16 protein-coding genes are annotated in these 16,706 nt (G+C 54.5%); 4 read left to right on the top strand and 12 right to left on the bottom strand.

Annotated elements, in window-relative coordinates:
* Positions 1-61 precede the first annotated feature (61 nt).
* The 3 genes from yrfG to FHR87_RS06180 all read left to right on the top strand — a co-directional run bounded on the left by yrfG (position 62) and on the right by FHR87_RS06180 (position 3,716).
* Positions 62-730, top strand: a complete 669-nt coding sequence (yrfG, locus tag FHR87_RS06190; RefSeq protein WP_183165842.1) for a GMP/IMP nucleotidase — start codon at positions 62-64, stop codon at positions 728-730.
* Between the two features lie 139 nt (positions 731-869).
* Positions 870-3,029, top strand: coding sequence for an ATP-binding protein (locus FHR87_RS06185; protein WP_183165841.1), 2,160 nt, complete (start codon positions 870-872; stop codon positions 3,027-3,029).
* A 222-nt stretch (positions 3,030-3,251) separates the two neighbouring features.
* Positions 3,252-3,716 carry a hypothetical protein gene (locus tag FHR87_RS06180; RefSeq protein ID WP_183165840.1) on the top strand — a complete coding sequence of 155 codons (465 nt, stop codon included), beginning with the start codon at positions 3,252-3,254 and terminating at the stop codon, positions 3,714-3,716.
* A 157-nt stretch (positions 3,717-3,873) separates the two neighbouring features.
* Here the strand turns inward: FHR87_RS06180 and FHR87_RS06175 are convergent, their stop codons facing one another.
* The 4 genes from FHR87_RS06175 to FHR87_RS06160 form a co-directional block, all read right to left on the bottom strand.
* Complete coding sequence (locus tag FHR87_RS06175) at positions 3,874-5,418, bottom strand: phosphoenolpyruvate carboxykinase (RefSeq protein WP_183165839.1); 1,545 nt, start codon at positions 5,416-5,418, stop codon at positions 3,874-3,876.
* A 269-nt stretch (positions 5,419-5,687) separates the two neighbouring features.
* Complete coding sequence (gene hslO, locus FHR87_RS06170) at positions 5,688-6,575, bottom strand: Hsp33 family molecular chaperone HslO (RefSeq protein ID WP_183165838.1); 888 nt, start codon at positions 6,573-6,575, stop codon at positions 5,688-5,690.
* A gap of 288 nt (positions 6,576-6,863) precedes the next feature.
* Positions 6,864-7,259, bottom strand: coding sequence for an RNA-binding S4 domain-containing protein (locus FHR87_RS06165; protein WP_183165837.1), 396 nt, complete (start codon positions 7,257-7,259; stop codon positions 6,864-6,866).
* Positions 7,260-7,346: 87 nt separating this feature from the next.
* Entirely contained in the window at positions 7,347-8,729 is a 1,383-nt protein-coding gene (locus FHR87_RS06160) for an MFS transporter (RefSeq protein ID WP_183165836.1), read from the bottom strand.
* Between the two features lie 129 nt (positions 8,730-8,858).
* On the opposite strand from FHR87_RS06160, the gene uvrA reads away from it, so the two are divergent.
* Positions 8,859-11,702: an excinuclease ABC subunit UvrA gene (gene uvrA, locus FHR87_RS06155; protein ID WP_183165835.1), complete on the top strand. Its 2,844-nt coding sequence runs from the start codon at positions 8,859-8,861 to the stop codon at positions 11,700-11,702.
* A 111-nt stretch (positions 11,703-11,813) separates the two neighbouring features.
* Here the strand turns inward: uvrA and rplQ are convergent, their stop codons facing one another.
* The 8 genes from rplQ to rplO form a co-directional block, all read right to left on the bottom strand.
* Positions 11,814-12,200 (bottom strand): 50S ribosomal protein L17, encoded by a 387-nt coding sequence (rplQ, locus tag FHR87_RS06150; protein ID WP_183165834.1) that lies wholly within the window; start codon positions 12,198-12,200, stop codon positions 11,814-11,816.
* 43 nt (positions 12,201-12,243) lie between these two features.
* Positions 12,244-13,245, bottom strand: a complete 1,002-nt coding sequence (locus FHR87_RS06145; RefSeq protein ID WP_183165833.1) for a DNA-directed RNA polymerase subunit alpha — start codon at positions 13,243-13,245, stop codon at positions 12,244-12,246.
* Positions 13,246-13,267: 22 nt separating this feature from the next.
* The gene (rpsD, locus tag FHR87_RS06140; RefSeq protein WP_183165832.1) at positions 13,268-13,888 is read right to left on the bottom strand and encodes a 30S ribosomal protein S4; all 621 of its coding nucleotides are present in this window, start codon (positions 13,886-13,888) and stop codon (positions 13,268-13,270) included.
* A gap of 16 nt (positions 13,889-13,904) precedes the next feature.
* Positions 13,905-14,294 carry a 30S ribosomal protein S11 gene (gene rpsK, locus FHR87_RS06135; protein WP_183165831.1) on the bottom strand — a complete coding sequence of 130 codons (390 nt, stop codon included), beginning with the start codon at positions 14,292-14,294 and terminating at the stop codon, positions 13,905-13,907.
* Between the two features lie 30 nt (positions 14,295-14,324).
* Complete coding sequence (rpsM, locus tag FHR87_RS06130; protein WP_183165830.1) at positions 14,325-14,681, bottom strand: 30S ribosomal protein S13; 357 nt, start codon at positions 14,679-14,681, stop codon at positions 14,325-14,327.
* 116 nt (positions 14,682-14,797) lie between these two features.
* On the bottom strand, positions 14,798-14,914 hold the full coding sequence (rpmJ, locus tag FHR87_RS06125) for a 50S ribosomal protein L36 (protein ID WP_008570596.1): 117 nt from the start codon (positions 14,912-14,914) through the stop codon (positions 14,798-14,800).
* A 25-nt stretch (positions 14,915-14,939) separates the two neighbouring features.
* Entirely contained in the window at positions 14,940-16,268 is a 1,329-nt protein-coding gene (gene secY, locus FHR87_RS06120) for a preprotein translocase subunit SecY (RefSeq protein WP_183165829.1), read from the bottom strand.
* Positions 16,269-16,703 (bottom strand): 50S ribosomal protein L15, encoded by a 435-nt coding sequence (rplO, locus tag FHR87_RS06115; protein WP_183165828.1) that lies wholly within the window; start codon positions 16,701-16,703, stop codon positions 16,269-16,271.
* Between the last annotated feature and the right edge of the window lie 3 nt (positions 16,704-16,706).

Raw genomic sequence — 16,706 nt, 5'->3', positions numbered from 1 at the left:
AGCAACTCCTTATCATTATCGGGCGTCGAATCTGCCAAGCCATATGCCAGACGAGCCCGCCATGACTGATCTTTTACCCTGGCCCGCCATCGATACCGTACTCCTGGACATGGACGGTACGTTGCTGGATCTACATTTCGACAACCATTTCTGGCTGGAATATCTCCCCCAGCGTTACGCTCAATGTCATGGCATCAGCCTGGCGATGGCCAAACTGGAATTATTACCGCTGTTCGATGCACAACGCGGCCGGCTCAGTTGGTACTGCCTGGACTACTGGACCCGCGAACTAGAGCTACCGATCCGCGAAATGAAACGCGAAATCGCCCACCTGATCGCCCTGCGCTCCGGAGCCGACGATTTTCTTGCCGCTCTGCGTCTGGCCGGTAAACGGGTAGCCTTGGTCACCAATGCGCACCCTGACTCTCTGTCGCTCAAGCTCGAACGTATCGAACTCACGCCGTGGTTCGAGCGTATCATCAGTGCCCATGAGTACGGTTTCCCCAAGGAAGATCAACAATTCTGGCACGCCCTGCAGCAGGATTTTGGTTTCGACCCCGCGAACAGCCTCTTCATCGACGACAGCCTGCCGATATTACGTAGCGCCCGCCACTTCGGTGTTGCCCATCTTATGGCGATCCGCGAACCGGACAGCCGGCAAGGGCAACGCAACACCGAAGAATTTATTGCTGTTGCGGACTATCTGGATCTGATACGCAGCCTGGCCTGAAGCAACTACTATTCTTTATAACGGGCTTCATAACGGGAATACCGGAAATTCATCGACCAACATCATGATGCAAAAAAAAGGAAGAGATGATTCGGTGACCGCGTGCTTATCCTCGTTGTGGCCATGCAGCAACAGCCAGATGGCTGACAGAATTCGCCGCTTCGACTGGAATGGCCATGCACTGGGCCTGCCGGCAAACTGGCCAGCACCGCTATGCCAGTTGCTCGATACGTTTCTCGAAACTCCGCTGCCCATGTGCATCATGTGGGGAGAGCAAGCCCTGCAGCTGTACAACGACGCTTATGCCCACCTGATCGGCGACCAGCACCCAGCAGCGCTTGGCAATTCGGCAACGGCCTCATGGAAGCAAGATTGGTCCCTGATTGCCGATGCCTGGGCAACCGCTCGACGAGGCCAGGCCATCCAGCTACATGGTGTGCATCTGCATATTGTCGGCCAGGGCTTGGCCAAAGAAACCTGGCTCGATCTGACCTTCAGCCCGATCGCTCAGGATGGCAATATCGCAGGAGTACTGCTGTGCATACGGGATACCACCGAGCAAATGCTCAACGATGCCCGCCTGAGCCAAGTCGCGTTCCATTACAGGCTCAGCGCGCACAGTCATCGCTTGAGCGAGCAGCGTTTGCAACTGGCGCTGGAAGCCAGTGATCTGCTGGGCATCTGGGATTGGGATCTGCGCGTGGAACGGACTTTGCCTGATATCAACCCACTCGACCTCACCTTGTCCGAACTGTCGCAGGCCACTCAGGGGTTCAGCCGGCATGGTTTCATCGAACATGTGCATCCTATCGACCGCGAGCGCATCCAGCAGGCTCTCGACCAGTCCATCCAGCATAGCGGTACGTTTGCCGAGCGGTATCGCATTAATCTCCCCGATGGCGAACAGCGTTGGGCCTTTGCCCGGGGTCGCTGTCATTACGACAAATATGGCAAACCCCTGCGCTTTCCCGGCGCGATCATGGACATCACCCGCCAACAGGAAAGCGAGGAAGCGCTGCGCAAACGTGAAGCCGAACTGCGTGAATTGAACGAGACGCTGGAAAGCCGAATCCAGGAACGCACCAGCGCACTGGCCGAAGAATACGAGCGCTTGTTGACGGAAATGGCCAAGCGCGAACAGGCTCAGGAAGCCCTGCGCCAATCACAGAAAATGGAAGCAGTCGGCCAACTTACTGGCGGTATCGCACACGATTTCAACAACATGCTGACGGGCATAATCGGCAGCCTGGACCTGATCCAGCACTACATCCGTACTGGCCGGCACGACAACACCCAGCGTTTCATCGAAGCTGCGATCATCTCAGCCAACCGGGCTGCCGCCCTGACCCATCGGCTGCTAGCCTTTTCCCGCCGCCAACCACTGGATCTCAGGCGAGTGAACCTGAACCAACTGATCGAATCCATGCATGAATTGCTGGTTCGAACCCTGGGTGCCCATATCCGGATCGTCATCGAGCTGCAAAGTAAAGCATGGGCCGTCAACAGCGACGAAAACCAACTGGAAAGCGCTCTGCTCAATCTGGTTATCAATGCCCGCGATGCCATGCCGGAAGGCGGTACCCTGCATATCGCCACCCGCAACGTCGAGCTGACATGCAATCGTCAAGTAGGCGAGCTACCACCAGGAAATTACGTCGTATTGAGCATCAGCGATACGGGTTGCGGCATGTCGTCCAAAGTACTCGCCAGTGCCTTCGAGCCTTTTTTCACCACCAAGCCCATTGGCCAGGGTACCGGCCTCGGACTATCGATGATCTATGGCTTCATGCGTCAATCAGGTGGTCATGTGCAACTCGAAAGTAAAAGCGGAGTTGGTACCGAAATCAGCCTCTACCTGCCCGTTCATGAAGGCAATATATCGCCCGAGCAAAGCAACGAGCCGATACGCACTTCCATCCAGGTTCGCCAGAATGAAAACATCCTGGTGGTCGAAGATGACCCAGCAGTACGCATGCTGGTTATTGAAGTATTGCAAAGCCTGGGCTACCACGTGTTGGAGGCAGCGGAAGGCAATGCTGGCCTGGCTCTGCTGGAATCAGCGGCCCGTATCGATCTAATGATCACGGATGTAGGCCTGCCAGGTATTAACGGGCGCCAGCTCGCAGAATTGGGTCGCCAGCAGCGCCCCGGCCTGCGTGTACTGTTCATGACCGGCTATGCCGCACAGGCCGCTAGCAGTGGCTTTCTGGAACCTGGCATGGAATTGCTCGGCAAGCCATTCAACGTCGATACCTTCATTCAGTATGTACACCAGGCACTGCATATCCAGCTTGGCTGACTGCCGGTTTCGAATGTAAAGAGTTCGAAAAGATGGCCTTACAACATCTATATGCCATCCCTTGCAAGGAACTCGAGACATCACTGGATGTCCGACATAAGGCTTCGATACAGGTTCACTGACAAAACCAAATAATCGAAGAGATATTTCGCCGTTTGTTCCAGTCTCTTGCGAGCACGGCAAGATAACCAGCAAAGGCGTAACCTTGAAAGGAACTCCCTCATGAAGTATTCATCTGCGCTGCTGTTGATTTTCGGCCTGGCCCTAACTGGCCAGACCATGGCCCGAGGCACCACCGAAGCAGCCGTAGGCGGCGCTCTAGGCGGTGGTTTGGGCACTCTGGTAGGAGAGCACCTGGGCGGTTCTACAGGTGCAGCCATCGGCGCCGGCGTAGGCGGTGCCGCTGGCAGCGCGGTAGGAGCAAGCCGCAATAGCCGCGCCGAAGCAGCCATCGGTGGCGGGCTAGGCGCCGCAGGCGGCAATGTGCTGGGGCAAAACATCGGCGGCAGCACTGGCGGCCTGATCGGTTCGGCGCTGGGCGGCGGCGCGGGTGGCGGATTGGCCAATGCCTACTCAAAAGATGACGATGACGATCACAAGAAACGTCGCTATCGTGACGATGATCGTGATCATCACCCTGCAGCCAGAGGCCATTACAAATACCGCAACTGGCATAGACATCATTGAATCCAGAAAACCCCACCAACCTGGCGGGGTTCTTTTCTATCCGGGAAAGCGATCCGCACAAAGGAAAAACCCCGATTCGAATCGGGGTTTTCGCTGATTTGGGAGCTTCCCAGAAGCTTCCCTGCTTGATTGATGATCGGCCTCTATAACTTCAGCTTCATAGTTGCGGACCAGCATCGCGAATGGCCGCAGAAACATCGAATTTCTTGAAGTTCTCGATAAATTGCTTGGCTAGACCACGAGCAGCTTCATCGTAGGCGCTTTTGTCTGCCCAGGTATTGCGTGGATTGAGCAAGCGGGTATCCAGCCCCGGCACGGCCTTTGGCACATCCAGATTGATGATCGGCAGGCGCTCGGTCTGTACATCGATCAATTCGTTATTCTGGATGGCCGCAATCACCGCACGAGTCGCAGGAATGCTAAAGCGCTTGCCGACTCCATAGCCACCACCGGTCCAACCGGTATTGACCAGATAGACAGTGGAGCCAAAACCATTGATACGCCGGATCAACAGATCGGCGTACTCACCGGCCGGGCGCGGAAAGAACGGAGCACCGAAGCAGGTGGAGAAAGTAGACTTGATACCGCTGCCCGACCCCATCTCGGTGGAGCCGACCAAAGCAGTGTAGCCGGACAGAAAATGATAGGCAGCCTGCTCGTTGTTCAGGATCGAAACCGGAGGTAGCGCACCGGTAAGATCGCACGTCAGAAAGATTACAGCGTTCGGCTCGCCAGCACGGTTTTCCGGTACACGCTTGACGATCAACTCGCGTGGGTAGGCAGCGCGGCTGTTCTGCGTCAATGAGGCATCGGCATAATCAGGCTGGCGAGTGCGCGGATCGAGCACTACGTTTTCCAACACGGCGCCGAACTGGATGGCTTTCCAGATCACCGGTTCGTTCTTCTCGGACAGATCGATGCACTTGGCATAGCAGCCGCCCTCAATGTTGAAGACCGAACCGACACCCCAGCCATGTTCGTCATCACCAATCAGGTAACGGCTTTCATCAGCGGACAACGTCGTCTTGCCCGTACCGGACAGACCAAAGAACAGGGTCACGTCGCCCTCTTCGCCCATATTGGCGGCACAGTGCATCGGCAGCACATCGGCCTCCGGCAGCAGGAAGTTCTGCACGGAAAACATGGCTTTCTTCATTTCACCGGCATAGCGCATGCCCGCGATCAAGACTTTTCTCTCGACGAAGTTGATGATCACGCAACCATCGGAGTGGGTACCGTCACGCTCAGGCACGCACTCGAAGGACGGGACATTCAGGATACGCCACTCACTTTTGCCGGAAGGGTTGAACTTGTCCGGGTTGATGAACAAGCAGCGACCGAACAGATTATGCCAGGCGGTTTCGGTGCACATCTTGATCGGCAAGTAGTATTCGGGAGCAGCGCCTACATGGACATGTGAAATGAACTGCTCACGCTCGGCCAGATAGCCTTCTACGCGCTCCCAGAGAGAGGCGAATCGATCTGCCGGAAACGGACGGTTGATACCTCCCCAGGCGATTTTGTGCTGGGTGCTGAGCTCTTCGACAATGAAACGGTCCGCTGGGGAGCGCCCGGTACGATGGCCGGTTTTCACTACGAGCGAGCCGTTTGCAGCCAGCTCGCCTTCACCTCGCCGGATGGCTTCTTCAATCAGTTGAGCAGTGCTGATGTCGGTGTACACGGCATTAGTGGGTTGTATCATGAGAATCCCCGTCGGCTTCTGGCCGATTCCTTCCAAAACAGGTCATGACAAGACATGGTGTGCCCGGCCATATCGGAAAAAGGTACGCCGGATACAGGCCAACAAAACCGGCGTACTGGCGTACGAGCGTACTGTAAGGGAAAAGGTTCCGGCGCGACAGAACAATATGTAGTGCCAATCGGCTGACACTAGGCGACTGTATCATTGCATTGCTTCGCACAAGATCAGGCGCCAGCCGAGCTCGGAAAGAGACCGCTGCTTCACACTGTTTAATGCCTGGTTTGCGAAGGCGCCCCGCTACCACCACCTGCAAACAACTGCGCAATATCTGCCGCATCGAATTCATAGCGTTGATTGCAGAACTGGCAATCGATCACAACCTGTCCATCCTGTTCCTCCAGCAACGCTTCGGCATCATCACGGCCGAGACTGCTCAAGGCATTGGCCGAGCGCTCACGAGAGCAACTGCAATCGAAACGTAGCGTACGGGGTTCCAACAGGCGGACCTGCTCTTCATGGTACAGGCGATGCAGCAGGGTCTGGGTATCGAGCCCTAGCAATTCTTCGGCAGTCAGAGTATCGGCCAGTGTAGTCAAGTGCTGCCAGTCGATTTCGCGCGCATCGGGATCCTTGATGAGTTGCGCCGGTAACTGCTGCAAGAGAAAACCGCAGGCACGGCGACCATCGGCATTTAGCCAGAAACGGGTAGGCAATTGCTCTGAAGTGGCGAAATAATCGGTCAAGCATTCGGCCAACGTAGTGCCATTGAGAGCGACAATACCCTGATAGCGTTGCCCCTCGTGCGGATCGACCGTCACAGTCAGAACTCCTTCGGGCATCAACTCGCGCAGAGATGCACCGGCCGCAATCTGGTTGGCATCGTAGCGGGCAATTCCTCGTACTTCACGTTTGCTCGAGCACTCCACCATGAGCAGGGGCACCGCACCGACGGAGCGTACCTGTAGTACCAGCAGGCCATCGAACTTGAGCGTGCCGGCCAATAGCGCCGCGGCAGCAAGCAATTCGCCCAATAGTTGTCCGACCGGCTCAGGATAAGGGTGCTTGGCCAGTACATGACCATAGCTGGCACCAAGCGAGACGCATTCACCACGAACATCAGTATCATCGAAGATAAAGCGCCGGATAAAATCGGACATGGCGTAGCTCCTCGGTTGGATTGGAGTCGGCAAGTGGAAGTACGGGAAGCGACAGGATTCGAGTGTTGCCAAGCGAAAAAAGAGCTTCATTCTAACGTAAAAGCAGGATGAAGCAGAAAATCGCGGCGCAGGCTGGCTTAAGTTCAGGTGGTAATCGCCTTAACGACGATCCATAGAAAGCTGCCGAAGACCTTCGGTGCCCCATTTCATTTTCAAGCGGCTGCGTGGTGCGATTACTGTCCCCTAAGCGAGTCAATCTGACTCGTATAGCTATTGAGTCCTGTAGCACTATTCATGATTATCGCGAAACTGGCTGAGCTGCCGCCGCTGCTTCTTGCTTGGCCGGCCATCGGTGCTCAAGCCGAAGCTGCCGGCCTTGCGCAGTGCCGCTGCCTGTTCACGGCGCTCGATGCTATTGGCCGTTTCCCGATAGAGCATTTGCGCCTCGGGAGCCCCTCGGCGTACTGCCGATAAAGAGAGAATCTGCACAGTCCGCTCATCGAAGCTAGTACGAATCACTAATTCATCACCAACCTTGGGCTCACGGGATGGCTTGCAACGCTCTCCCCGACAATGCACCTTGCCACCTTCGATCGCTGCCTTGGCCTGTGCCCGGGTTTTATAAAAACGGGCGGCCCAGAGCCATTTGTCCAGCCTTATCTTATCGTCGCCTGCTTCGCTCATCGCTCTCGTTCTGATTGTACCTGGCCAGCCTGGAACTACCTGCGTATTCAGTTGCCGGCTGACCAGGATATTCCAGATCAACTCACCTCAAGCAACCGCGCCAGTCGATACTAGACGCTCCAACTCGTTGCGGTCGATTACCAAGGTATCTATCTTCAAGTAGATGGCTTCTTCTTCAGAAGCCACGACTACATCCGTGACTCCGGGTAGCGCCAACAGCCTTTCGGCCAACCCCTTATCCTGCAATGCAGCCTTCGCCAGCGGCAGCCGCAAGCTAGTGACATAAGGCGGCTCGTTCATGCCGATGACAACCATCAGCCAGAGCGCGCAAAGCACGGCGCAGCCCGCGAAAACCCACGTAGCGCCGCCCTGCTGGAACAACCAGCCGCCAAAGATTCCGCCCAGCGCTGCGCCAAGGAACTGGCTGGTTGAATAGACCCCCATTGCCGTTCCTTTTCCCCCAGCAGGAGCAACCTTGCTGATCAGCGAAGGCAAAGAAGCCTCCAACAGGTTGAATGCTGTGAAAAACAGCACCATCCCCAGCACTAGCGCCCACAGGCTGTTTCCCAGCAACCAGAAGAAAACCTCACAGAAGAGCAAAAGGCCAACTGCTCCAAGCAGTACCCGCCTCATCTGTCGCTTCTTTTCACCATAAACGATGAATGGAATCATCCCGCAGAAACCGATGAGCAGAGCCCCCAGGTACACCCACCAATGATGCTCCTTCGGCAACCCACCCGGCTCCACCAGAGCCAAGGGCAGAACGACAAAGCTGGCCATGAGAACCGCGTGCAGCACCAGGATGCTGAAGTCGAGGCGCAGCAGATCAGCATGGCGCAACGTAGCGACCAGAGCCTGTCTGGCGACGACCGACTCACGGTGCTGCCTTTGAGAACTGGCCTTGGGCATTGCCGCCACGATCAGCATGCCGAGCAAGGCCATGATCGTCGTTACCCAGAACAGGCCGGACAAACCGAACGCATGGGTCAGTAGCGGGCCAATGATCATGGCGACGGCAAACGATAACCCGATGCTCATGCCAATCATGGCCATGGCCTTGGTTCGATGCTGCTCGCGGGTCAGATCGGAAAGCAGCGCCATGACTGCAGCCGAAATCGCTCCGGCGCCCTGGATTACTCGCCCAGCAATAACGCCCCAGATGGAATCGGATGAGGCCGCCAGTGCCGCTCCCGCGGCAAAGACCAACAATCCGAGGTAAATGACGGGAAGACGCCCGATACGGTCCGAGATGATACCGAGCGGAATTTGCAGTATTGCCTGGGTCAGACCATAGGCACCGATCGCCAGACCGATCAGCGCCGGCGTAGCGTCATCCAACTCCAGTCCATAAGTTGCCAGAACCGGCAATACCATGAACATGCCCAGCATTCGAAAAGCGAATACTAACGCCAGGCCACCAGCCGCGCGGGCTTCCGTCGCATTCATGCGCTCTGCATTCGGATCCAGCATAAAAGTCTCGCATCAATTGACTGAAATCGATTCTAACAGCCCACCCAAACGCGGCACAGACGCACACCATTACGCTATCTTGCCCCTCAGCCGTATACTTGATCGTTTCTGCCGCGATGCGAGGCCACTTTGGATAAGATATTGATTCGTGGGGCTCGTACTCACAACCTCAAGAATATCGACCTGACCCTTCCCCGCGACAAGCTGATCGTAATCACCGGCCTCTCCGGCTCCGGAAAATCCTCCCTGGCTTTCGATACCCTATACGCGGAGGGGCAGCGGCGCTATGTCGAATCGCTTTCTGCCTACGCCAGACAGTTTTTGTCGATGATGGAAAAGCCCGACGTCGATACCATCGAAGGCCTGTCTCCAGCGATATCCATCGAGCAGAAATCCACGTCGCACAACCCACGCTCGACCGTCGGCACGATCACGGAAATCTACGATTACCTGCGCCTGCTCTACGCCCGCGTCGGCACACCACGCTGTCCGGATCACGATATCCCGCTGGAAGCACAAACGGTCAGCCAGATGGTGGATCAGGTCCTGGCCCTGTCGCAAGGACACAAGCTGATGCTGCTGGCTCCAGTGATACGAGAACGCAAGGGCGAACATCTTGCTGTTTTCGAGGAGTTACGTGCCCAAGGGTTCGTGCGTGCTCGCATTGACGGACAGCTTTATGAACTGGATGAGTTACCCAAACTGGAAAAACAGAAGAAGCATTCGATCGATGTCGTAGTCGATCGCTTCAAAGTACGCAACGATCTTCAGCAGCGTCTGGCCGAGTCGTTCGAAACGGCGTTGAGGCTCGCCGATGGAATTGCACTAGTCGCATCGATGGAAGACGAAAAAAGCGACGAGCTGATTTTTTCTGCACGTTTTGCCTGCCCGATCTGCGGCCACTCCATCAGCGAACTTGAACCCAAGCTGTTCTCCTTCAATAACCCGGCCGGAGCTTGTCCTAGCTGCGATGGGCTAGGAGTTCGCCAGTTCTTCGATACCAAGCGTCTGGTCAATGGCGAGCGGGCATTGTCCGATGGCGCGATTCGCGGCTGGGATAAACGCAATACCTATTACTTCCAGATGCTTGGCTCTTTAGCTGCACATTACAAATTCAGTCTCGATGAGCCCTTTGGCAAACTCGACGAAAGTCTGCAGAAGGCCATTCTTTACGGGAGCGGACGCGACAGCATCGAATTTCGCTATCTCAATGACCGGGGCGATATCGTCAAGCGCTCACATCCCTTCGAAGGCATCATCCCGAATCTCGAACGACGCTACCGGGAAACCGAATCGCAGAGTGTGCGAGAGGAGTTGGCCAAATACCTGAGCAGCCAGTCCTGCCCAGAATGCCATGGTACCCGCTTACGCCGCGAGGCACGCCATGTCTGGGTCGGCGACAAGACACTACCGGCGGTTACTGCCTTGCCCGTGGGTGAAGCCTGTGGTTACTTCGCAACGTTGTCGCTGAGCGGGAGACGCGGGGAAATCGCTGACAAGATTCTCAAGGAGATTCGTGAACGCCTGCAATTCCTGGTCAATGTGGGCCTGGACTATCTGACGCTCGACCGCAGCGCTGATACTCTTTCCGGCGGAGAAGCCCAGCGGATACGCCTGGCCAGCCAGATCGGGGCCGGGCTAGTGGGCGTTATGTATATCCTCGATGAGCCATCGATCGGTCTGCATCAACGCGACAATGAACGTCTACTGGCCACACTCACCCATCTGCGTAATCTGGGCAACACCGTCATCGTTGTCGAGCATGATGAAGATGCCATACGTTTAGCCGATTACGTCGTCGATATCGGGCCAGGCGCCGGTGTACACGGCGGGCAGGTCGTGGCGGAAGGAACTCCTCAGGAAGTCATGGCCAATCCGGCATCCTTGACCGGTAAATATCTGTCAGGCCAAGAAAAGATTCACTATCGGCAACAGCGTACGTCAAGGGACAAGCAGAAAGCGCTCCGCCTGAAAGGCGCCAAAGGTAATAATCTGCAGAACGTCGATCTGGAAATTCCTATCGGCTTGCTTACCTGCATCACCGGTGTTTCCGGCTCAGGTAAATCCACCCTGATAAACAACACCCTGTTTCCAATCGTGGCAACAGCCCTGAATGGTGCCAGCACCCTGGAAAGCTCGCCCTATAAATCCTTCGCCGGGTTGGAACACCTGGACAAGGTCGTGGATATTGATCAAAGCCCCATCGGCCGCACACCTCGCTCCAATCCAGCGACCTATACAGGACTGTTTACGCCTATACGCGAGCTTTTTGCCGGCGTACCCGAGGCTCGTTCACGTGGTTATGGACCAGGTAGATTTTCCTTCAATGTCAAGGGCGGACGCTGTGAAGCTTGCCAGGGCGATGGCGTAATCAAGGTAGAAATGCACTTCCTGCCAGATATTTACGTACCTTGCGATGTATGCAAGGGCAAGCGCTACAATCGGGAAACACTCGACATTAAATATAAAGGCAAAAATATCCACCAAGTGTTGGAAATGACAATCGAAGAGGCTCGAGACTTTTTCGACGCCGTACCGGCAGTCTCTCGTAAATTACAGACATTGATTGATGTTGGGCTGGCCTATATTCGCCTTGGTCAGAGCGCCACCACGCTATCAGGCGGAGAAGCACAGCGGGTAAAACTTTCCCGCGAACTGTCCAAACGTGATACTGGTAAGACTCTCTACATCCTGGATGAACCAACTACCGGGCTGCACTTTGCCGACATCCAGCAATTGCTGGATGTCCTGCATCGTTTGCGCGATCACGGCAATACCATAGTCGTCATCGAACATAATCTCGACGTGATAAAGACGGCTGACTGGCTGGTCGACCTCGGTCCAGAAGGCGGCTCTCGTGGCGGTCGAATCATTGCAAACGGAACGCCCGAAGAGATCGCGGCAATCACACATTCATATACGGGGCAGTTCTTGAAGCCGCTCTTGGAACGAGATCAAATAAATAAAGATTGAAAGCAGCAAGAACCTACAGCATAAAAGCGAAAGCCCCGAATAAGTCGGGGCTTTCGCTATCCAGCAGAGCCAGAAGGATTATGTATAAACACAATCCACTAGCATGACAGCTTAGTCGGCAGCCTGAACATCACCAGCCAATGGGCGATCAACCAGCTCAACATAAGCCATCGGAGCATTGTCACCAGCCCTGAAACCACACTTCAGGATACGCAGGTAGCCGCCTTGACGATTGGCATAGCGCTTGCCAAGGTCGTTGAACAGCTTGCCTACAGCCGTTTTAGAACGGGTACGGTCAAAAGCAAGACGACGGTTGGCAACGCTATCTTCTTTAGCCAAAGTAATGAGCGGCTCGGCAACCCGACGAAGCTCCTTTGCCTTCGGCAAAGTAGTCTTGATCAGCTCATGTTCAAACAGAGAAACCGCCATATTCTGGAACATGGCTTTGCGGTGTGCGCTAGTGCGGCTCAGATGACGGCCACTTTTACGATGACGCATAATGGATTCCTTACCAAACAAGCGAGTTCGGTGGTTAGGGAGATCAGGCGGTAGCCTTATCGTCCTTCTTGAGACTTGCTGGCGGCCAGTTGTCGAGACGCATACCCAACGACAAACCACGAGAAGCCAGCACGTCCTTGATTTCGGTCAGGGACTTTTTACCCAGGTTCGGAGTTTTCAACAGCTCCACCTCGGTACGCTGAATCAGATCACCGATGTAATAGATATTCTCTGCTTTCAAGCAGTTGGCCGAACGAACGGTTAGCTCCAGATCATCGACCGGACGAAGAAGAATCGGATCGATTTCATCCTCCTGCTCGACGACAACTGGCTCACTATCCCCTTTGAGATCGACGAAGGCGGCCAATTGCTGCTGCAAAATCGTGGCAGCACGGCGAATAGCCTCTTCCGGGTCCAGGGTACCGTTAGTTTCCAAGTCGATAACCAGCTTATCCAGGTTGGTACGCTGCTCGACACGAGCATTTTCGACAACATAGGCGACACGCCGAACCGGACTGAACGTGGCATCGAGCTGCAAGCGACCAATGCTCCGGCTTTCATCCTCGTCATTCTGACGAGCATCTGCAGGTTCATAACCACGGCCACGAGCCACTTTCAGCTTCATATTCAGCAAGCCGCTATTCGCCAGATTAGCAATCAAATGATCGCCATTGACAATTTCAACGTCATGATCCAGCTGGATATCGGCAGCAGTCACCGTCCCTGGGCCCTTCTTCTGCAGGCTCAGGGTTACCTCATCACGTCCATGTAGCTTGATCGCAAGCCCTTTGAGGTTGAGCAGGATCTCGATCACATCTTCCTGCACGCCTTCAATTGCGCTGTACTCATGAAGCACACCGTCGATCTCGGCCTCGACCACAGCACAACCGGGCATGGAAGATAGAAGAATACGACGCAACGCATTACCCAAGGTATGACCAAAACCACGCTCGAGAGGCTCGAGAGTGATTTTAGCCCGGGTTGGACTCACCACCTGCACATCGATATGGCGAGGGGTCAGAAACTCATTTACCGAACTCTGCATGGATACACCTATTTTCTAGCTCTTACTTGGAGTAGAGCTCGACAATCAGGTTTTCGTTAATGTCGGCGGACAAATCACTGCGAGCCGGCACGCTTTTGAAGACGCCAGACTTTTTGTCGGCATCAACATCGACCCACTCGACGCGACCACGTTGAGCGCAAAGCTCAAGCGCCTGGGTGATACGAAGCTGATTCCGGCTTTTCTCGCGAATAGCGACTACATCACCGACCTTGACCTGATAAGAGGGAACGTTCACTACTTTGCCATTTATCGTAATGGCTTTATGGGAAACAAGCTGGCGGGATTCCGCACGTGTGGAGCCAAAGCCCATCCGATAGACAACGTTGTCCAGGCGGCACTCAAGCAACTGGAGCAGATTCTCACCAGTAGCTCCTTTACGGCTGGCAGCCAACTTGTAGTAGCCATTGAACTGGCGCTCAAGTACGCCATAGATACGACGAACCTTCTGCTTCTCGCGCAACTGGGTACCGTAGTCGGACAGACGACCACGGCGCTGACCATGAACGCCTGGAGGCGTTTCGATGTTGCACTTGGATTCAAGCGCGCGCGCACCACTCTTCAGGAAGAGGTCAGTACCTTCACGACGAGACAGTTTGCATTTAGGACCAATATAACGAGCCATCTTCTACTGTCTCCTGTTACACACGACGCTTCTTGGGCGGACGGCAACCGTTGTGCGGAATCGGCGTCACATCGGTAATACTGGCTATCTTGTAACCGCAGGCATTGAGCGCACGTACGGCTGATTCACGACCAGGTCCTGGTCCCTTCACATTGACATCCAGGTTCTTCAAACCGTATTCCAGAGCAGCTTGACCAGCACGCTCGGCTGCTACCTGGGCAGCAAATGGCGTACTTTTGCGGGAGCCACGAAAACCGGATCCACCGGAAGTAGCCCAGGCAAGAGCATTACCCTGACGATCAGTGATAGTTACGATGGTATTGTTGAAAGAGGCATGAATATGAGCGATGCCATCAACTACCGTCTTTTTTACTTTCTTACGAGGACGAGCAGCGGGTTTTGCCATGATCAGTATCCTGTCGATTCGCTAAAGCGATTATTTGCGGATCGGCTTGCGTGGGCCCTTACGGGTACGAGCATTGGTTTTGGTACGCTGACCGCGAACCGGAAGACCTCGACGATGGCGCAAACCCCGGTAGCAACCCAGGTCCATCAGTCGCTTGATCTTCATATTGATTTCGCGGCGCAAATCACCTTCGGTAGTCAGCTTGGCGACTTCGCCACGCAGCTGCTCGATCTGATCATCGGAAAGATCCTTGATCTTCGCTGCCGGATTGACTCCAACGGCAGCACAGATCTTTTGTGCCGTGTTACGGCCGACCCCATAGATATAGGTCAGCGAGATAACAGTATGTTTGTTATCTGGAATATTGACGCCTGCAATACGGGCCATTCAGTGAAACTCCAAATGACAGCGATCCAGCCCTCGGAAGCCAAGAAAAGGGTAGATCTTGACGCTGTAAAAACGATTAGCCCGACAGCACACTAGCTGCCGGGATCAAGACGCAATCAGCCTTGGCGCTGCTTATGGCGTGGTTCTGCACTGCAGATCACTCGAACTACGCCATCACGGCGAATGATCTTGCAGTTACGGCACAGCCTTTTAACTGATGCACGAACTTTCATATCAACTCCTCGAACCTTACAAACTTCAGCGAAGCATGTTGCCGCCGTAGTTTTTCAGATTGGCTTTCTTCATCAAAGACTCGTACTGTTGAGAAACGAGGTGTGACTGAACTTGAGACATAAAGTCCATCACGACCACCACTACGATCAGCAACGAAGTCCCACCGAGATAAAACGGCACATTTGCCGCTACGACCAGAAATTGAGGCAGCAAACAAACTGCCGTCATGTATAAGGCACCAAACATGGTCAGACGCGTCAGAACTCCATCGATATAACGTGCCGATTGCTCACCGGGACGAATACCAGGAATAAACGCTCCTGATTTTTTCAGATTTTCTGCAACGTCTTTTGGATTGAACATCAAAGCAGTATAAAAGAAGCAGAAGAAAACAATTCCGGCACTGAACAGCAGAATATTCAACGGCTGGCCAGGTGCAATCGCTTGAGAGATATCAGCCAGCCAACTCATTCCTTCCGATTGCCCGAACCACTGTCCGAGAGAAGCGGGAAAAAGTAGCAAACTACTGGCAAAGATCGCTGGGATCACACCAGCCATATTCACTTTCAATGGGAGGTGACTGGTCTGCGCAGCAAAGACTTTGCGGCCTTGCTGGCGCTTAGCATAGTGCACAGCGATCCGACGTTGGCCTCGCTCAATGAACACTACAAAGCCAATGATGGCAACAGCCAGCAATCCTACCCCTAGCAAGGCGACGATATTGATATCACCTTGGCGGGCAGACTCGAATGATTGCCCCAGTGCAGCAGGAAGCCCAGCAACAATTCCAGCAAAAATGAGCATGGAGATACCGTTGCCAATACCTCGCTCAGTAATTTGCTCTCCCAGCCACATCATGAACATCGCACCCGCAACGAAGGTACTGACAGCCACGAAATGAAAACTGAAATCGGAAATAAAAGCTACGCTTTGCCCTGCCAGCCCCACCGACATACCGATTGCCTGAACAATTGCCAGCAGAAGCGCGCCATAGCGCGTGTATTGGCTGATCTTGCGGCGACCGGACTCACCTTCTTTTTTCAACTGTTCCAGTTGCGGACTCACAACAGTCATAAGCTGCATGATGATCGATGCCGAAATATACGGCATGATCCCCAATGCAAAAATACTCATGCGTTCAAGCGCACCACCAGAAAACATGTTGAACAGGCTAAGAATGGTTCCCTCGTTCTGCTGGAACAGCTGCGCCAACCGATCTGGGTTGATGCCCGGAACAGGAATATGAGCACCTATTCTGTAGACAATTATTGCCAAGAATAGAAATCGCAGACGCGCCCAAAGCTCGGACAAGCCGCCATTGGTTAGCGCGGAGAGAGCACCTTGCTTAGCCATTTAGTCCTCGAGCTTGCCACCAGCTGCTTCGATCGCTGAGCGAGCGCCTTTGGTAGCAGCAATGCCTTTCAAAGTCAGAGCACGACCAACTTCCCCTGACAACATGACCTTGACCCGACGTATGTTCTGCCCGATCACATTCGAGTCTTTCAAGGCTTGTAAGGTGACAACATCGCCACTTACTTTAGCCAATTCAGAAGTGCGAACTTCAGCACGATCCATGGCCTTGAGAGAAACAAAACCGAACTTAGGCAAACGACGATGCAATGGCTGTTGGCCACCTTCGAATCCGGGAGCAATCGTGCCACCAGAGCGTGAGGTCTGACCTTTGTGGCCACGCCCACCAGTCTTGCCCAGACCGCTACCGATTCCACGACCAGGGCGCAATTTCTCACGACGCGCACCAGGTGCCGAACGGAGATCATTCAGTTGCATGAG

The organism is Azomonas macrocytogenes (assembly GCF_014191985.1).
Lineage (GTDB): Bacteria > Pseudomonadota > Gammaproteobacteria > Pseudomonadales > Pseudomonadaceae > Azomonas > Azomonas macrocytogenes.
The sequence above is the reverse complement of the archived record's forward strand: the minus strand, read 5'-3'. Positions and strand labels throughout refer to the sequence as shown.

What these genes read in the sequence shown, in the direction of transcription:
- yrfG (WP_183165842.1), top strand. Translation starts at nt 62, where the DNA reads ATGACTGATCTTTTACCCTGGCCCGCCATCGATACCGTACTCCTGGAC.
- FHR87_RS06185 (WP_183165841.1), top strand. Translation starts at nt 870, where the DNA reads ATGGCTGACAGAATTCGCCGCTTCGACTGGAATGGCCATGCACTGGGC.
- FHR87_RS06180 (WP_183165840.1), top strand. Translation starts at nt 3,252, where the DNA reads ATGAAGTATTCATCTGCGCTGCTGTTGATTTTCGGCCTGGCCCTAACT.
- FHR87_RS06175 (WP_183165839.1), bottom strand. Translation starts at nt 5,418, where the DNA reads ATGATACAACCCACTAATGCCGTGTACACCGACATCAGCACTGCTCAA.
- hslO (WP_183165838.1), bottom strand. Translation starts at nt 6,575, where the DNA reads ATGTCCGATTTTATCCGGCGCTTTATCTTCGATGATACTGATGTTCGT.
- FHR87_RS06165 (WP_183165837.1), bottom strand. Translation starts at nt 7,259, where the DNA reads ATGAGCGAAGCAGGCGACGATAAGATAAGGCTGGACAAATGGCTCTGG.
- FHR87_RS06160 (WP_183165836.1), bottom strand. Translation starts at nt 8,729, where the DNA reads ATGCTGGATCCGAATGCAGAGCGCATGAATGCGACGGAAGCCCGCGCG.
- rplQ (WP_183165834.1), bottom strand. Translation starts at nt 12,200, where the DNA reads ATGCGTCATCGTAAAAGTGGCCGTCATCTGAGCCGCACTAGCGCACAC.
- FHR87_RS06145 (WP_183165833.1), bottom strand. Translation starts at nt 13,245, where the DNA reads ATGCAGAGTTCGGTAAATGAGTTTCTGACCCCTCGCCATATCGATGTG.
- rpsD (WP_183165832.1), bottom strand. Translation starts at nt 13,888, where the DNA reads ATGGCTCGTTATATTGGTCCTAAATGCAAACTGTCTCGTCGTGAAGGT.
- rpsK (WP_183165831.1), bottom strand. Translation starts at nt 14,294, where the DNA reads ATGGCAAAACCCGCTGCTCGTCCTCGTAAGAAAGTAAAAAAGACGGTA.
- rpsM (WP_183165830.1), bottom strand. Translation starts at nt 14,681, where the DNA reads ATGGCCCGTATTGCAGGCGTCAATATTCCAGATAACAAACATACTGTT.
- rpmJ (WP_008570596.1), bottom strand. Translation starts at nt 14,914, where the DNA reads ATGAAAGTTCGTGCATCAGTTAAAAGGCTGTGCCGTAACTGCAAGATC.
- secY (WP_183165829.1), bottom strand. Translation starts at nt 16,268, where the DNA reads ATGGCTAAGCAAGGTGCTCTCTCCGCGCTAACCAATGGCGGCTTGTCC.
- rplO (WP_183165828.1), bottom strand. Translation starts at nt 16,703, where the DNA reads ATGCAACTGAATGATCTCCGTTCGGCACCTGGTGCGCGTCGTGAGAAA.